Source organism: Brevundimonas sp. UBA7506 (genome assembly GCF_002479495.1).
Classification (GTDB): domain Bacteria; phylum Pseudomonadota; class Alphaproteobacteria; order Caulobacterales; family Caulobacteraceae; genus Brevundimonas.
Window position 1 is genome coordinate 25239 of record NZ_DLNQ01000001.1, and the last position, 15336, is coordinate 40574.

At 67.1% G+C, this 15336-nt stretch carries 14 protein-coding genes; 7 read left to right on the plus strand and 7 right to left on the minus strand.

Annotated elements, in window-relative coordinates; genetic code table 11:
* Positions 1 to 17 precede the first annotated feature (17 nt).
* The 5 genes from B3K53_RS00150 to B3K53_RS00170 all read left to right on the plus strand — a co-directional run bounded on the left by B3K53_RS00150 (position 18) and on the right by B3K53_RS00170 (position 6504).
* Positions 18 to 2081 carry a TonB-dependent receptor family protein gene (locus B3K53_RS00150; RefSeq protein WP_292081809.1) on the plus strand — a complete coding sequence of 688 codons (2064 nt, stop codon included), beginning with the start codon at positions 18 to 20 and terminating at the stop codon, positions 2079 to 2081.
* Positions 2082 to 2116: 35 nt separating this feature from the next.
* Positions 2117 to 3454 carry a PepSY-associated TM helix domain-containing protein gene (locus tag B3K53_RS00155; protein WP_292081811.1) on the plus strand — a complete coding sequence of 446 codons (1338 nt, stop codon included), beginning with the start codon at positions 2117 to 2119 and terminating at the stop codon, positions 3452 to 3454.
* A gap of 16 nt (positions 3455 to 3470) precedes the next feature.
* Positions 3471 to 3935 carry a copper chaperone PCu(A)C gene (locus tag B3K53_RS00160; RefSeq protein WP_292081813.1) on the plus strand — a complete coding sequence of 155 codons (465 nt, stop codon included), beginning with the start codon at positions 3471 to 3473 and terminating at the stop codon, positions 3933 to 3935.
* Positions 3936 to 4044: 109 nt separating this feature from the next.
* Entirely contained in the window at positions 4045 to 5142 is a 1098-nt protein-coding gene (ychF, locus tag B3K53_RS00165) for a redox-regulated ATPase YchF (protein ID WP_292081815.1), read from the plus strand.
* 90 nt (positions 5143 to 5232) lie between these two features.
* Positions 5233 to 6504: an O-acetylhomoserine aminocarboxypropyltransferase/cysteine synthase family protein gene (locus B3K53_RS00170; protein ID WP_292081818.1), complete on the plus strand. Its 1272-nt coding sequence runs from the start codon at positions 5233 to 5235 to the stop codon at positions 6502 to 6504.
* 3 nt (positions 6505 to 6507) lie between these two features.
* Here the strand turns inward: B3K53_RS00170 and B3K53_RS00175 are convergent, their stop codons facing one another.
* The 7 genes from B3K53_RS00175 to petA form a co-directional block, all read right to left on the minus strand.
* Complete coding sequence (locus B3K53_RS00175; protein ID WP_292081819.1) at positions 6508 to 6957, minus strand: hypothetical protein; 450 nt, start codon at positions 6955 to 6957, stop codon at positions 6508 to 6510.
* A 101-nt stretch (positions 6958 to 7058) separates the two neighbouring features.
* Complete coding sequence (locus B3K53_RS00180) at positions 7059 to 8669, minus strand: M28 family peptidase (protein WP_292081822.1); 1611 nt, start codon at positions 8667 to 8669, stop codon at positions 7059 to 7061.
* 113 nt (positions 8670 to 8782) lie between these two features.
* A complete protein-coding gene (locus B3K53_RS00185; RefSeq protein ID WP_292081824.1) occupies positions 8783 to 10423 on the minus strand; it encodes a M28 family metallopeptidase in 1641 nt (546 codons plus the stop codon).
* A gap of 84 nt (positions 10424 to 10507) precedes the next feature.
* A complete protein-coding gene (locus B3K53_RS00190; RefSeq protein WP_292081826.1) occupies positions 10508 to 11086 on the minus strand; it encodes a DUF1579 domain-containing protein in 579 nt (192 codons plus the stop codon).
* A gap of 114 nt (positions 11087 to 11200) precedes the next feature.
* A complete protein-coding gene (locus tag B3K53_RS00195) occupies positions 11201 to 12079 on the minus strand; it encodes a cytochrome c1 (RefSeq protein ID WP_292081829.1) in 879 nt (292 codons plus the stop codon).
* Positions 12080 to 12084: 5 nt separating this feature from the next.
* On the minus strand, positions 12085 to 13380 hold the full coding sequence (locus B3K53_RS00200) for a cytochrome b (RefSeq protein WP_292081831.1): 1296 nt from the start codon (positions 13378 to 13380) through the stop codon (positions 12085 to 12087).
* Between the two features lie 17 nt (positions 13381 to 13397).
* Entirely contained in the window at positions 13398 to 13952 is a 555-nt protein-coding gene (gene petA, locus B3K53_RS00205; RefSeq protein WP_292081833.1) for a ubiquinol-cytochrome c reductase iron-sulfur subunit, read from the minus strand.
* 194 nt (positions 13953 to 14146) lie between these two features.
* Between petA and B3K53_RS00210 the strand changes: the two genes are divergently transcribed.
* The gene (locus B3K53_RS00210; RefSeq protein WP_292081834.1) at positions 14147 to 14605 is read left to right on the plus strand and encodes a tRNA (cytidine(34)-2'-O)-methyltransferase; all 459 of its coding nucleotides are present in this window, start codon (positions 14147 to 14149) and stop codon (positions 14603 to 14605) included.
* A gap of 315 nt (positions 14606 to 14920) precedes the next feature.
* Positions 14921 to 15334, plus strand: coding sequence for a DUF2726 domain-containing protein (locus B3K53_RS00215; RefSeq protein WP_292081836.1), 414 nt, complete (start codon positions 14921 to 14923; stop codon positions 15332 to 15334).
* The last annotated feature ends 2 nt before the right edge of the window (positions 15335 to 15336 follow it).

The following is a 15336-nucleotide window of genomic DNA, read 5'->3' on the forward strand; positions in this document are numbered from 1 at the left end:
TCAGGATTTGATCTTCCATGTCTTTCAAGACCACCGCGGCGCCGTGCGCGCTGCTCATCGGCGCCTGCCTGGTGCCGGGCTTTGCTCACGCCTCCGAGGCTGAGGGCCCAACGACCGTTGTCGACAGCATCATTGTCACCGGCCGCCGCAACGCCGAAGACCCCGCCGTCGTGGCCGAGGCGCGCGACCGGCTCAGCCGCACCCCCGGCGCCGTGGCCGTCGTCTCGGCCGAGAGTTACGCCGACCGCTTCGCCCAGGGCTTTTCCGACACCCTGAGGAACGTCCCCGGCTTGCTCGCGCAAAAGCGCTATGGCGAGGAAAGCCGCCTTTCCATTCGCGGCTCGGGCATCGCCCAGGGCTTCCACCAGCGCGGCGTCCTGCTGGCCCAGGACGGCGTGCCCTTCGCCGACGCCGACGGCTTTTCCGACTTTCAGGGCGTGGACGCCCTGAGCGCCCGCTACATCGAGGTGTGGAAGGGGTCGAACACACTGCGCTTTGGCGGGGCGCAACTGGGCGGGGCGATCAATCTGGTCACGCCGACGGGCCGCACGGCGCTGCAAGAGAACCTGTGGCAGCTGGAGGGCGGCAGTTTCGGCTCTGTACGCGGCCACGCCGCGGTGGCCCGCACGTCCGGCGACTGGGACGTCTATGCCGCCGCCTCCGCCATGCAGAGCGACGGCTGGCGCGACCATAGCGAACAGTCGCAGGGCCGCCTGACCGTCAACGCCGGGCGTTCGTTCGGCGAGGATCGCGAGGTGCGCCTGATCGCCCAGGCGGCGGATATCAAGCAGGACATCCCCGGCGCCCTGACGCTGGATCAGGCCCTGAAGACGCCGCGCATGGCCTCCACCTCGGCTCTGTCGGGGGATCAGGCCCGCGACCTGACGGTCAAGCGCCTGACATTGCAGACCCGCTGGCGCTTCAGCGAGTCCACCCTGTTCGAGGGCGCCGTCTGGGGCTGGGAGAAGTCGCTCTATCACCCGATCTTCCAGGTCATGGATCAGGACAGCGCCACGCGCGGCGCTTTCGGCCGGATCGACTGGACGGGTCAGGTGGCGGGCCTGCGCGCCGACGCCTTCTACGGCTTTTCGTGGCGGGACGGCGAGGTCGAGGCTCTGCGTTACGTCAACCTGAGCGGCCTGCGCGGCGCCAGGACGGCGGATGCGCGGCAGGAGGCGTCTGGCCTCGACGTCTTCGCCGAGGGACGGTTGTTCGTCACCGACCGGCTGGCCCTGGTCGCGGGCGGGTCCTGGGGACGGGCCACGCGCGACTATCGCGACCATCTGGCTCCGGCCAATGACGACAGCATCGACTACGACTGGTTCTCGCCGCGTCTGGGCCTGTTGTGGGAAGCCGAGGACGGCGCCCAGGTCTTCGCCAACGTGACCCGCTCGGTCGAGCCGCCGACCTATGGGGCGCTCGTGCAGGCCCCGCTGACGGGCTTTACGCCCGTCGAGGTTCATGATGCCTGGACCGCCGAGATCGGCACGCGCGGCAGACGCGGCGCCTTCGCCTGGGACCTGACCGCCTGGCGCAGCCAGATCGACGGCGAGATGCTGAACTTCATCGTCGGGCCGGACATTCCGGCCGCGACCTTCAACGCCGACCGAACCATCCACCAGGGCCTCGAGGCCGGTCTGGACTGGCGCCTGCCGGTCGAGATCGCAGACGGCTCGCTGCTGCTGCGCCAGACCTACAACTGGAGCGACTTCCGCTTCGACGGCGACGCGCGCTGGGGCGACAGCCGCCTGCCGGTGGTGCCCGAGCATCAGTACCGGGCCGAGCTGACCTGGCGCCATCCGTCGGGCGTCTTCGTCGCGCCCTCGGTCGAGTGGCGGATCAGCAGTCCCTATGTCGATTACGCCAATACGATGAAGGCGCCCGACTACGCCCTGCTGGGTCTGACGGGCGGCTTCGACATCGGCCCGAACGCCTCGATCTATGTCGATGCGCGGAACCTGACGGACGAGCGTTACGTCGGCGAATTCTCGGCCGTGACCGACGCCCGTTCGGCGTCGACCGCCGTCTTCTTCCCCGGCGAGGGCCGTTCGGTCTTTGTCGGCCTGCGGTTGGCCTACTGATGCCTGCTCCGATCAAGGGAAGGGCGCCGCACATTATGTCTGGTGCCTATCGGGCCGTCTGGCGCTGGCACTTCTACGCCGGGGTGCTGGTGATGCCCTTCCTGATGCTGCTGGCGCTGACCGGCGGGCTCTATCTGTTCAAGGACGAGATCGATCAGTTCGCCAACCGGCGGATGATCGAGGTCGCGCCGGCGGCGACACGGGCCGCGCCGGACGACTGGCTCGCCAGCGCCGCCCGGGCCGGTGGCGGCCGCGCGACCAATCTGACCCTGCCGGCCTCGCCCGATCAGGCGGTGCGGGTGCGCATCGACCGCCCGGACGGATCGCAGAAGACTGTCTTTGTCGATCCGCACACGGCCCGCGTGACGGGCGTCATCGACCAGGGCGGCGTCACCGAAACCATCAAGAAGCTGCACTCGCTGAGCCTGTTCGGCGGGACGACCGGAAAGGCGCTGAACATCCTGATCGAGATCGTGGCCGGATGGACCATCGTCCTGTGCGCCACCGGCCTGTATTTGTGGTGGCCGAGGCGACGTCAGGGCGCGGTGCTGATCCTGCATGAGACCGATGTGCGCCGTCGCCCCTTCTGGCGCGATCTGCACGCCCTGGTCGGCCTCTATGTCGGGGGTATCATCCTGTTTCTGGCCGTGACGGGGATGCCGTGGTCCGCCGTCTGGGGCGATCAGGTCATGGGCGCGGTCAAGGCCAGCGGCTGGGGCCGCCCGCCGGCGCCGGTGGCGGGCGCCTGGCAAAGGGCCGAGCATCATGATCACCCCGCCGGCGCAGGGTGGACCATGGAGGGCGTCGTCTTGCCGTCGCCGTCCCATGGCCAGAGCCTGACCGTCGTGGTTGCAGCTGCCGAAGCCCGGAACCTGCCTCGCCCCTATACGGTGTCGATCCCGGCCCAGGCTGGCACGGCCTATACCGTCGTCGCCCAGGTCCGTCGGGTGCAGGACAGCCGCACCCTCTATGTCGATCCGGCGACGGGCGCTGTTCTGGCCGACATCGGTTTCGACCGCTTCGGCGCCGGGGCCAAGGCCATCGAATGGGGTATCTACACCCATCAGGGCACGCAGTTCGGCCAGATCAACCGCCTGCTCATGCTGGCCGGTTGCATCGGCGTCTGGCTGCTGGGCGTCAGCGGCCTGATGATGTGGTGGAAACGCCGCCCGCCCAGCCTGTCTCGCGCCCGCCCCCGCGCCCGTCTGGGGGCGCCGACGGCCCCGCCTGGTCCTCGCGTGCGGTTCGCCGTGCTGGGGATCGTCATCCCGCTTTGCATCCTCTATCCCCTGACGGGACTGAGCCTCGTGACCGTCCTGCTGCTGGATTTCGCCGCAAGACGCCTCATGCGGCCTCGTCCCGCCGTTTCCTGAAAAGAAGAGACCCGCCATGAAACGCATTCTCGCCCTGTCCGCCTTCCTCGCCCTTGGCGCCTGTGGTCAGGCCGCCGAAAAGCCCGCAGAGGCCGTCCCCGGAACCGTCACGGTCGCCGACGCCTGGTGCCGCCCGACGCCGAACGGCGCCAAGGCGGGGGGCTGCTACGTCACCCTGACGGCCGGATCGGACGACCGCCTGCTCAGCGTCTCGACGGCCTTGGCCGAAAGCGCCCAGATCCATGAGATGAAGATGGAGAACGGGGTCATGAGCATGGGCGAGCTGAAAGACGGCCTGCCCCTGCCCGCCGGCCAGAAGGTCGAGCTGAAGCCGGGCTCGACCCACGTCATGCTGATGGGTCTTCGTGATCCTCTGGTGGACGGCGGCGTCGCCTCCTTCACCCTGACCTTCAAAAAGGCCCCGGCTATCGGCGTCCACGCGGCGATCAAGCAGCCGCCGGTGGTGGATAGCGAGGAGTAGTCAGACACGCGTCCTTCCTCCCCGCGTCGTGGGGAGGAAGGACCGTTGCGTCCCCGCACCTGACAAACGGGGCTGAACCCGCTAAAGGCTCGCGCTCACGAGGAATCCCATGGCTCTTAAAGTCGCGATCGTCGGCCTGCCCAACGTCGGCAAGTCCACCCTGTTCAACGCCCTGACCAAGACGGCGGCGGCCCAGGCCGCCAACTATCCGTTCTGCACCATCGAGCCGAACACCGGCGACGTGGCCGTGCCGGAAGCCCGTCTGAACACCCTGGCGGAGATCGCCGGATCCAAGGAAATCATCCCCGCGCGGATCACCTTCGTCGATGTGGCCGGTCTGGTGCGCGGCGCGTCGAAGGGCGAGGGTCTGGGCAACCAGTTCCTGGCCAATATCCGCGACTGCGACGCCGTGGCCTTCGTCGCCCGCTGCTTCGTCGATGACGACATTACCCACGTCGAGAACCGCATCGACCCCATCTCGGACCTCGAGATCATCGAAACCGAACTGATGCTGGCCGACCTGGAAAGCCTGGAGCGCCGTCGCGTTCAGGTCGAGAAGCGCGCCAAGGGCGGTGACAAGGAATCCCAGCTGACGCTGAAGCTGATCGACGCCGCGCTGGAGAAGCTGCGCGACGGCAAGCCCGCGCGTCTGGCCGAGGTGTCCAAGGAGGACAAGAAGGCTTGGGACATGCTGCAGCTGCTGACCGCCCTGCCCGCCCTCTACGTCGCCAACGTGGAAGAAGGCTCGGCCGACAAGGGCAATGATCTGTCCGACCTGGTGGCCAAGCGCGCCGCCGAGGACAACGCCAACTCGGTGGTCATCTCGGCCCAGATCGAGTCGGAAATCGCCGTCCTGGACGACGAGGAGCAGAAAGAGTTCCTCGAGACCCTGGGTCTGGAAGAGCCCGGCCTGAACCGCCTGATCCGCGAGGCCTACAAGCTGCTGGGCCTGCAGACCTACTTCACGGTCGGCCCCAAGGAAGCGCGCGCCTGGACCATCCCGGTCGGCGCCACCGCGCCCCAGGCCGCCGGCGTCATCCACACCGACTTCGAAAAGGGCTTCATCCGCGGCGAAACCATCGCCTTCGACGACTATGTCGCGCTGAAGGGCGAGGCGGGCGCCAAGGAAGCCGGCAAGATGCGGGCGGAAGGCAAGGCCTATGTCGTCAAGGACGGCGACGTGATGCACTTCCTGTTCAACAACTAGAGCTTCTCCGCTTCAGTTGAGAATTTCTGCAAGGCCGCCCCTCGGGCGGCCTTGCTAGCGTCTGGGCTTCGCCATCGCCCGGAGCCCGCCATGAAGTTCGACACCCTCGCCGTCCACGCCGGCTATGCGCCCGACCCGACGACGAAGTCGGTGGCGGTGCCCATCTATCAGACCACCAGCTACGCCTTCGACGACACCCAGCACGGGGCCGACCTGTTCGACCTGAAGGTGGCGGGCAACATCTACACGCGGATCATGAACCCGACGTCAGACGTGCTGGAGCAGCGTCTGGCGGCGCTGGAGGGCGGGATCGCGGCCCTGACGGTGGCCTCGGGCCAGGCGGCGATCACCTATGCGATCCTGACGATTGCAGAGGCGGGCGACAACATCATCGCCACCTCGACGCTTTACGGCGGCACCTACAACCTGTTCGCCCACACCCTGCCCCAGTATGGCATCGAGGTCCGCTTCATCGACGCCGACGACGTGGCGGCGGTCGCGGCCAATACGGATGAGCGGACCAAGGCGGTCTTCTGCGAGTCCATCGGCAATCCCCTGGGCAATGTGGTGGACTTCGCCGCCCTGGCTCACGCGGCCCACGCACAGGGCCTGCCGCTGATCGTCGACAACACCGTGCCGACGCCCTACCTGACGCGGCCCATCGAGCACGGCGCCGACATCGTGGTGCAGTCTCTGACCAAGTATATCGGCGGGCACGGCACCAGCATCGGCGGGGCCATCATCGACAGCGGGAACTTCCCATGGGCCGAACAAAGGGCGCGCTTCCGCCGCCTGAACGAGCCCGAGGTCAGCTATCATGGCGTGGTCTATACTGAAGCGCTTGGTCCGGCGGCCTATATCGGCCGGGTGCGGACCGTGCTGTTGCGGAACACCGGCGCGGCAATCTCGCCGTTCAACAGCTTCCTGATCCTGCAGGGGCTGGAAACCCTGGCCCTGCGCATGGACCGCCACGTCGAGAACGCCGTGGCCGTGGCGACCTATCTGAAGGGCCATTCCAAGGTGAAGTGGGTCAACTACGCCGGGCTGCCCGACCATCCGTCCCACCCGCTGATCCAGAAGTATTTCGGCGGCAAGGCGTCGGGCCTGCTGACCTTCGGCGTTGAGGGGGGACGAGAGGCCGGCGGGCGCTTCCAGGACGCGGTCAAGCTGTTCACCCGGCTGGTCAATATCGGCGACGCCAAGTCCCTGGTCTGCCACCCGGCCTCGACCACCCACCGCCAGCTGTCGCCGGACGAACTGAAGAAGGCGGGGGTGGCCGAGGACACCGTGCGCCTGTCGGTCGGGATCGAACACATCGACGACCTGATCGCCGATCTGGAACAGGCGCTGGCCGCGGTCTGAGCCTCAGCCCGCCAGGGTGGTGCACCGCAGCAGCCGGACCGGCCGGTCGCTGCGGTCCATCCAGGTGATGGCCAGGGTCTGCTTGGTGGCCGTCAGCCGCACCCGCTCGTAGCGCGCCTCGCCCTCGGCGTCGCATTTCAAAGCGGCCTCATAGCCTTCGCTGATCTCGGTGATGCGCTGGATGTCGCAGCGGTTCTCATAGCCGCGCAACTCGGTCGTGGTGATCTCGATCGGCACGCGGTCGCCGCGCGGATTGAAGCACCAGTCCGCCTCGGCCGCCCAGCGGCCGACGAAGCTGACGGGCCCCGCCCCCGGCAACATGGTATCTGCGCCGGGCGGGCGCTGCGCAGAAGAGGCCTTCGCCTCCGGCCCGTCGATCGGAGCCGCCGGTTCCGTCGGCGGATTGACGCGCGGCTGACGATCACAGGCGGCAAGCCCGGCAACCGCCAGCATCAGGATGACCAAGCCTCTCATGCCGTTGAAAACGAACGAGAGCTGGCCTGGTTCATCACCACCGGGGACGGGCCGCGGAACCCGTCCCGCGGCGCTTTAGATCAACGCCGCGCCGCGTCGCTGGCCGCGCGGACCTGGCCGAACTCAGAGGTCGGCTTCCAGGTCGGCCATTCATCGCTGTTGGCCAGTTGCAGGCCCAGGCGATATAGCAGGGTCAGGTTCTCGACCGCCGAACGCAGGTCCCAGTCGGCCGACCATTCGTCGCTGGGCTTGTGATAGTCGGCCGCGAACCTGGCCTTCCACGCCGCCAGACCGGCCTCCTTGCCGCCATCCACCCAATCCACGCCGTGCCAGGGCATCAGGGCCGGCACGCCCGCGCGGGCGAAGGGGAAGTGGTCGGAACGGTAGTAGAAGCCCTGCTCCGGCTGGCCGTCATCCGACACGTAGCGGCCCTCCTTGACCGCCAGGGCCTGAAGGTCGTCTTCCAGGCTGTTCTGGCCCTTGCCGAAGATCGGCACGTCGCGGGTCGGACCGGACAGGGGCAGCATGTCGATGTTGATGTCGGCCACCGTCGTTTCCAGCGGATAGACCGGATCCGCGGCATAGGCGTAGGCGCCCAGCAGGCCCATTTCCTCGGCCGCCATGTGGGCGAAGACGATGGTGCGGTCGGGCGCGGGCGCGGCCTTCAGCTGACGGGCCATCTCCAGCACGCCGATGGTGCCCGAGGCGTTGTCCCAGGCGCCGTTGAAGACCTTGTCGTCGCCGGCGGCGTGCTCGTTGACGCCGACGTGGTCCCAGTGGGCCGAATAGATGATGGTCTCGTTCGGCCGCCTGGCGCCCGGGATTTTGGCCAGCAGGTTATGGGTGCGCAGGGTGTCCGTGGTCTCGGCCGTCTCGACCGACAGGGTCACGCCCGGCACGACGAAGGCGCGGAAGTCGCCGGTACTGATCCGAGACGTCAGTTCAGCCATGTCCAGGCCCAGAGCCTTGGCCGTGTCGGCGTTGATCGCGCCCGAGAACTCCAGATCCGCCGCGCCCGGCGTCAGCGTGCGGGTGCGGGCGTTGCCCTGGACCATGCGGGTCCAGGCGGTGTCGGTGGCGGTCGCCTTGGACACGGTGATGACGCCCAGGGCGCCGCGGCGCTTGGCCTCGTCCGCCTTATAGGCGCCGGACTGGTAGTTGGTCGTGTAGGGGCCGTTGAACAGGTCGCCGTCCGGCTCGCCGCCGACGACGAGGACGATCTTGCCGGTCACGTCGAGGCCGCCGTAGTCGTCCCAGCCGCGCTCGGGGGCGTTGATGCCGTAGCCGGCGAAGACCAGGCCCGCGCCAGCAATCGACGCCTTGCCGTCATTGCTGACCGCCCGCAGGGTGATGTCGGTTCCGGGCGTCAGAGCGTGCGCCTGACCGTCCGCGCCGGTCCAGCTGGCCCTGGCGGCGTCCGCGACGGGGGTGAAGCGCTTCAGGTCGACGACCTGCAGCCACTGACCGTTCGGACCGCCCGGGGCCATGCCCATGGCCTCGTACTGGGCCTGCAGCCAGTCCAACGTCTTCTTCTCGCCGTCCGTGCCGGGATAGCGGCCCTGGAAGTCGTCGGCGCTGATGGTGCGGATTTCGTCCGACAGCCGCTGGGCCGAAAAGTCCTGAGCCGCGGCCGAACCGGCGACCAGCAGAAGAGCGGTAGCGGCGACGCCGCTGATGAACCGACGATTCATGGAAACTCCCGAGCCCTCCCCACGGGGGCTTTCGCGCAAAGTAATAGGGCGGCCCCCCGTGAGACCGCCCCTTACATTTTTGTCATGTTCCGCGAAGGCGGCGGGGACCCGGCCTACTTGCGCTGATCGGCGCTGACAGCGCGCGCCGGGCCGAACTCGGACCCCGGCTTCCACTGCGGCCAGTCGCGGCTGTTGGCCAGGGCCTGACCGGCGTCATAGACGACCGACAGATCCTGAATCATGCCGCGATAATCCCAGTTGGACTCCCACTCGTCGGCGGCCTGGTGATAGCGGTTGGCGCGATATTCGTTGGCCGCGGCCTGGCGCTGGGCGATCGGCTCGTCAATGTATTCGCCCGTCGAGGAAAGGTAGCCCATCGGCACGCCCTTCTTGGCCAGCGGGAAGTGGTCCGAGCGGAAGTATATGCCCGCGCCCGCGCCTGCGTCTCCCTCGAAGCCGCGCCCTTGGGCCGACGCCAGGGCGATGACGCGCTCGTCCAGATCGGACTGACCATAGCCGGTGACGCCCAGCTTGCTCATCCGGCCCAGCACGTTCGTGGCGTCCAGATTGAAGCCCGCAACCGTGGTTTCCAGCGGATACAGCGGATTGGCGGCGTAGAATTCCGAGCCCAGCAGGCCGCTTTCCTCGCCGGTGAAGCTGATCATGACGATGCTGCGTTCGGGCTTCGGGCCCTTGGCCCATTGACGCGCCAGCTCCAGCAGGCCCGCCGTGCCCGAGGCGTTGTCCACGGCGCCGTTGAAGATGCGGTCGCCGTTGGCGTCCGGCTCGCCCATGCCGATGTGGTCCCAGTGGCCGGTGTAGAGGATGGTCTCGTCCGGATGGGTCGCGCCTTCCAGCTTGGCCACGACGTTGTGGGTCGTGATCTGGTCGGTCTTCACGTCGAATTTGGCGTCGATGGTCGCGCCCTTCAGCTCGACCGGCCGGAAGTCGCGGCTGCGCGCCTTGATCTTCTCCTGCTCGAAGTCGAGCCCGGCTTGGCGGAACATCTCGACGGCCACGTCGCGCTGGATCCAGGCCTCCATCGGCACCCGCTCGGCCGAGGGGTTCTGACGCACGATGTCGAACTGCGGCACGGACCAGGAGTTGGCCACGGTGGTCCAGCCGTAGGAGGCCGGCCTGGTCTCGTGGACGATCAGCACGCCCGCCGCGCCCTGACGCGCCGCCTCTTCGTACTTGTAGGTCCAGCGGCCGTAGTAGGTCATGGCCACGCCGCCGAAGGTGTTCAGCGAGGGCTCCTCGAAGTCGGCGTCGTTGACCAGGACGACGATGACCTTGCCGCGCACGTCGGTCTTGAAGTCGTTCCAGTCGCGCTCCGGCGCGTTGGTGCCGTAGCCGACGAAGACCAGGGGCTTGCCGCGCAGGTCGACGCCATTGCTCGGCAGGCGGGTGGTGATCGTGGCCTGCTGGCCCTGGGCCAGGGCTTGCGTCCAGTCGCCGACCTTGATCTGGCCGCTGACGTTGGAGACGGTGAAGCGGTTCAGGCCCACCGCCTGGGTCCAGCCGCCGTTTTCGCCGCCGGGCGCGAAGCCGGCCGCAGCGTACTGTTGGCTCAGATAATCGATGACCTTCTGCTCGGCCGGGGTGGCGATGCCCCGCCCCTCGAAGCTGTCGTCCGACAGAACCTTGATGTCGTTGGAGATGCGCGCGGCATCAAAATCGGGGGTCTGGGCGGCTGCGCCCGACGCCAGCGAGGCGGCGAACAAAAGGACGGCGGCGGACGACATCAGGCGCATGAAACGGACCCCTCGGGCAAATCAGAGGGACGGACCCTAGAGGCCCTGCTCCATCGTGTCGATGCGACGCCCCCTCCTCGCCGTTCAAGGTGTCGGCGAGACCGCCCCGCCCGCCGGCCAATCGGTGTCGCCGACCCGCGTCAGCCGCATCTCAATGGCCTTACGCGGGGGCTGGCCCTCGGCGACGTATGTGCCGACCTCGTGCCAGGTTCCGTCGCGCACCACGGCGACGTACTGCATCCTGGCATTGGGCCCTGCCGGCGTCTCCCAGCGGAAGCCGTCCTCCGTGGCTTCGAAGGCGTAATCGCCCGAATACCCCTGAGCGTACGAACGGAACCCGTAGCGGCCGGCGCGGGCGTCCCATGACACGACGGCCATGGCGTTGAACTGGGTTGAGCCGTCGGCGGCGTAACCACGACCCTCGATCACCTTGATGGACCCGCCCAGCATGGAGCCGACCCGCTCCGTCTGGGTCAGGGTCATGGTTCCCGTCGGGCCATGGACGACCGCCTCGCCGCGCCATTCGCCATCCATGAAGTTCAGACGATTGATGGCCGCGCGCTGGGCCTCGGACCCGTTGGGCGATGCGGGCATCTGGGCATGGACAGATACGGGAGCAATCAGAAGAGCGGCGGCCAGCGCCAGACAGGCATGCGACTTCATCAGCGGATCTCCTTTGCGCTTTGCGTTATAAAGAACTTTTGGGACCATCGCAACGTACAAGAAAAAACCCGCCGGATCGCTCCGGCGGGTCATCTCGTCTTGAATGGTTTCGCCTTAGTGGGCGACGCCCTTCCAGATGCGGCGATAGCTGGCGTAGGTGATCCCTGCGAACAGCAGCAGGAAGATGATCACGCCGAAGCCCATCTGCTTGCGCTCGGTCGCCTTGGGCTCGGAGGTCCAGGCGATGAAGGCGGCGACGTCCTTGGCCATCTGGTCGACGCTGGCCTTGGTGCCGTCGTCATAGGTGACCTGACCGTCGCGCAGCGGCGCGGGCATGGCGATGAAGCCGCCCGGAGGCACGTGGCCCTTCTTCTTGTCCCAGAACGGGGTCAGGTCGCCCGCCATGTAGGGGTTGTAGTGCTGGCTCGAGGTCATGGTCAGACCTTCCGGCGGCGTCACATAACCCGACAGCAGGGAGTAGATGTAGTTGGCGCCGTCGTGACGGGCCTTGGCCATGACCGAGAGGTCCGGCGGGGTCGCGCCGCCGTTGGCGGCGGCTGCGGCCGTAGCGTTAGGATAGGGCGACGGGAACTTGTCAGCAGTGGTGGCGTCACGCATCAGCGCCTCGCCCGTCTCGCTGTCGATGTCCGCGACCTGAACTTCCTTGGCCAGGGCTTTCACGACCGGGTTGTCGTTCGGGTTCGGATATTCCGGGTTCCAGAACGGCCCGTGCTTGTCGCCCAGGTTGCGGAAGTGCACCAGGTTCATGCCGTGGCACGAGGCGCAGACTTCCTTGTAGACCTTGTAGCCGCGCTGCAGCTGGCCCTGATCATAGGTGCCGAACGGCCCCTCGAAGCTGAAGCCGCCGCTGCGCGGATGCTTGGCGCCCCCGGCGGCCAGCGCCGGAGCGGCGGTGGCGGCCAGGCCCAGAGCGGCCGTCAGAACGACCAGGGTTTTGCGGAAGGACACGGTTTTCTTCTCGTTCGAAATCATCGCGCTCAGCCCTTCTGCTCGGTGACGGGCAGTACCGGCTCCGAGATCGTCGCCGGGACCGGCAGCGGCTTCTCGCGCAGGCCGATCAGCGGCATCAGCACCAGGAAGAAGATGAAGTAGTAGGCCGTCAGGAAGCGCGTCAGCCACAGGTAGGAGTTCAGGTCGCCATCGATCAGGGTGAAGGTCTTGAAGCTACCGATCACCGGAGCGTCCGGCAGCTGGGCGCCGCACCAGCCGAGGCCGAAGCAGACGAACAGGAAGATGATGAAGAAGGTCTTCATCGTCGGGCGGTAGCGCATCGAGCGCACCTTGGACGTGTCCAGCCAGGGCAGGACGAACAGGACGCCGATGGCCGCGAACATGGCCACCACGCCGCCGAACTTGTCGGGGATGGCGCGCAGGATCGCGTAGAAGGGCAGCATGTACCACTCAGGCACGATGTGCGCCGGGGTCTGCAGCGGGTTGGCCGGAATGTAGTTGTCGGCGTGGCCCAGGGCGTTCGGCTGATAGAAGACGAAGACCGCGAACAGGATCAGGAACAGGATGATGGCGAAGCCGTCCTTGACCGTGAAGTAGGGGTGGAAGGGCAGCATGTCCTTCTTCTGGCGGTCCTTCGGGATCAGGATGCCGACCGGGTTGTTCTGACCGGCGGCGTGCAGGGCCCACAGGTGCAGCACCACGCAGCCGGCGATGACGAACGGCAGCAGGTAGTGCAGCGAGAAGAAGCGGTTCAGCGTCGCGTTGTCGATCGCCGGGCCGCCGCGCAGCCAGATCAGGATCGGCTCGCCGACGACCGGAATGGCGCCGATCAGGTTGGTGATGACCTCAGCGCCCCAGAAGGACATCTGGCCCCAGGGCAGGACGTAGCCCAGGAAGGCGGTGGCGATCATCAGGAAGAAGATGACGCAGCCGATGATCCAGATCATCTCGCGCGGGGCCTTGTAGGACCCGTAGTAGAGGCCGCGCAGCATGTGCAGGTAGACGGCGATGAAGAACATCGACGCGCCGTTGGCGTGGACATAGCGGATCAGCCAGCCGCCGTTGACGTCGCGCATGATGCGCTCGACCGAGGCGAAGGCCAGGTCGATGTGCGGGGTGTAGTGCATGGCCAGGACGATGCCGGTGATGATCTGGGTCATCAGGCAGAGGGCCAGGATGCCGCCGAAGGTCCACCAGTAGTTCAGGTTCCGGGGGGTCGGCAGGTTGGCGTAGTCCATGCCGAAACGGATGATCGGCAGGCGGGTGTCCATCCACCGCTCGATGGCGGTTTTGGGGACGTAGGTGGATTCGTGATCGCTCATGGTTCCTCTGTCCGTCCTCAGCCGATCTTCACGCGGGTGTCGGACACGTATTCGTAGTTCGGCACGATCAGGTTCAGCGGCGCCGGGCCCTTACGGATGCGGCCCGAGGCGTCGTAGTGCGAGCCGTGGCAGGGGCAGAACCAGCCGCCGTAGTCGCCGGCGTTGAAGGTCGGCACGCAGCCCAGGTGGGTGCACGAACCGACGACGACCAGATATTTCTCATGGCCGGCCTTGGTGCGCTCGGCGTCGGTCTGCGGCGGGCTGCCCACGGCGCCCTCGTCGATGACCTTGGTCAGCTCGGCCGGGGTGCGGTAGCGCACGAAGACCGGCTTGCCCTGCCACTTGATGACGACCTGCTGGCCTTCCTGAACCTTGGTCAGATCGAATTCGATCGACGCCAGGGCCAGGGTGTCGGCGGCGGGGTTCATCTGGTTGATCAGCGGCCAGGCCACCATCACGCCAGCACCGACCGCGGCGGCGCCGGCGGCGATGTGGATGAAATCGCGGCGGGTGGCGTCGCCGCCCCCGTGTTGGCCCTCGGGCCCTTCAGCATTCACGACCGATTCGGCCACGCTCTCACCTCTGCACTCCCGATCGCCCGCCCCGGAAGGGGTTAGTCGTCGGCATGGATCGTCCCTGCGAGACGGCAAAAGATGCCCGCGGCCCTTGTTTTACCCCAATAGACACAAGTTGCTGACACAACTTGCGAAACGGTCGCAACAAAGACCGCGACAAGACCCCGCCCCGCGCGTATGACGGCCTTAGAATGCGTCTCGCCCTTTTTCAACCTGACATCCCGCAGAATGTGGGCGCCTGCATCCGCCAGAGCGCCTGTTTCGGCGTGGAATTGCACGTCATCGAGCCTACCGGCTTCCGTTTCGACGACCGCGCCATGAAACGCGCGGCGCTGGACTACGGCCCGCTGTCGCACATGACCCGCCACGCCGACTGGGAGGCCTTCCAGCGCGACCGCGCGCCCGGACGGCTGGTCCTGTTCACGACCAAGGGCGCCACGCCCCTGCCTGAATTCGAGTTCCGGCCCGACGACGTCCTGCTGTTCGGCAAGGAAAGCGCCGGGGCGCCCGACTACGTCCACGACGCCGCCGACGCCCGGGTCTTCATCCCCATCCGGCCGGAGACACGGTCGCTGAACCTGTCGGTCAGCGCGGGCATCGCCCTGTGGGAAGGCCTGCGTCAGTTGGGCGGGTTGCCGACGAGGCCCTGAGCCGGCCTTAACCACGCTAGTTCATCGAGCGCCAAGTTGTGGATGGCACGCTCTGCGCTTCTGAAAACCGGAGCGATGAATTTGGAAGCCTTCGTGCGGGCGATCGTTCAGGCCGAGAACCTGCTCCTGTTGCTGGCCTTCTTCGCCCTGTCAGGCTTTCTGGCAGGGATCGGCGTCACTCGCAGCCGACACAACCCTCGCCGTTCGCGGCGACCAGGACGCTGGCGGGGACCCAAGAGGGTGAAGACGGGCCCATCAGCCCCCTCGCCTATCCAAAGCGACCGCGTTGATCCTACGGCTCAACTCGCCATCGTCATGAATGCCGAGTTCCAGCCCAAGCGGCTGATGTCGAAAAGCGAAGCCCGCACCTTCCTGCAAATCGAACGCCTTCTGCGCGGTCATGCGAACGGCTGGCGCGTGATGGCGCAGGTCTCGCTCGGCGAGGTGCTGACCACGACCGACGCCAAGGCCTTCGCTGCCGTGAACAGCAAGCGCGTGGACATGCTGGTCATCGCGCGCGACGGGCAACCGCTGGCGGCCGTGGAATTCCAGGGCTCGGGTCACTACCTGGGCACAGCCGCCGCGCGCGACGCCGTCAAACGCGAGGCCCTGCGACGCGCGGGCGTCGACTTCATCGAGGTCAAGCCGCACCATTCAGAAGAGGATCTCGCCTTCGAGATCGCCCGGCTGGTTCGTCTGAAAGCCCCGTCAGCGCCGCAGCCCGCCTGAGG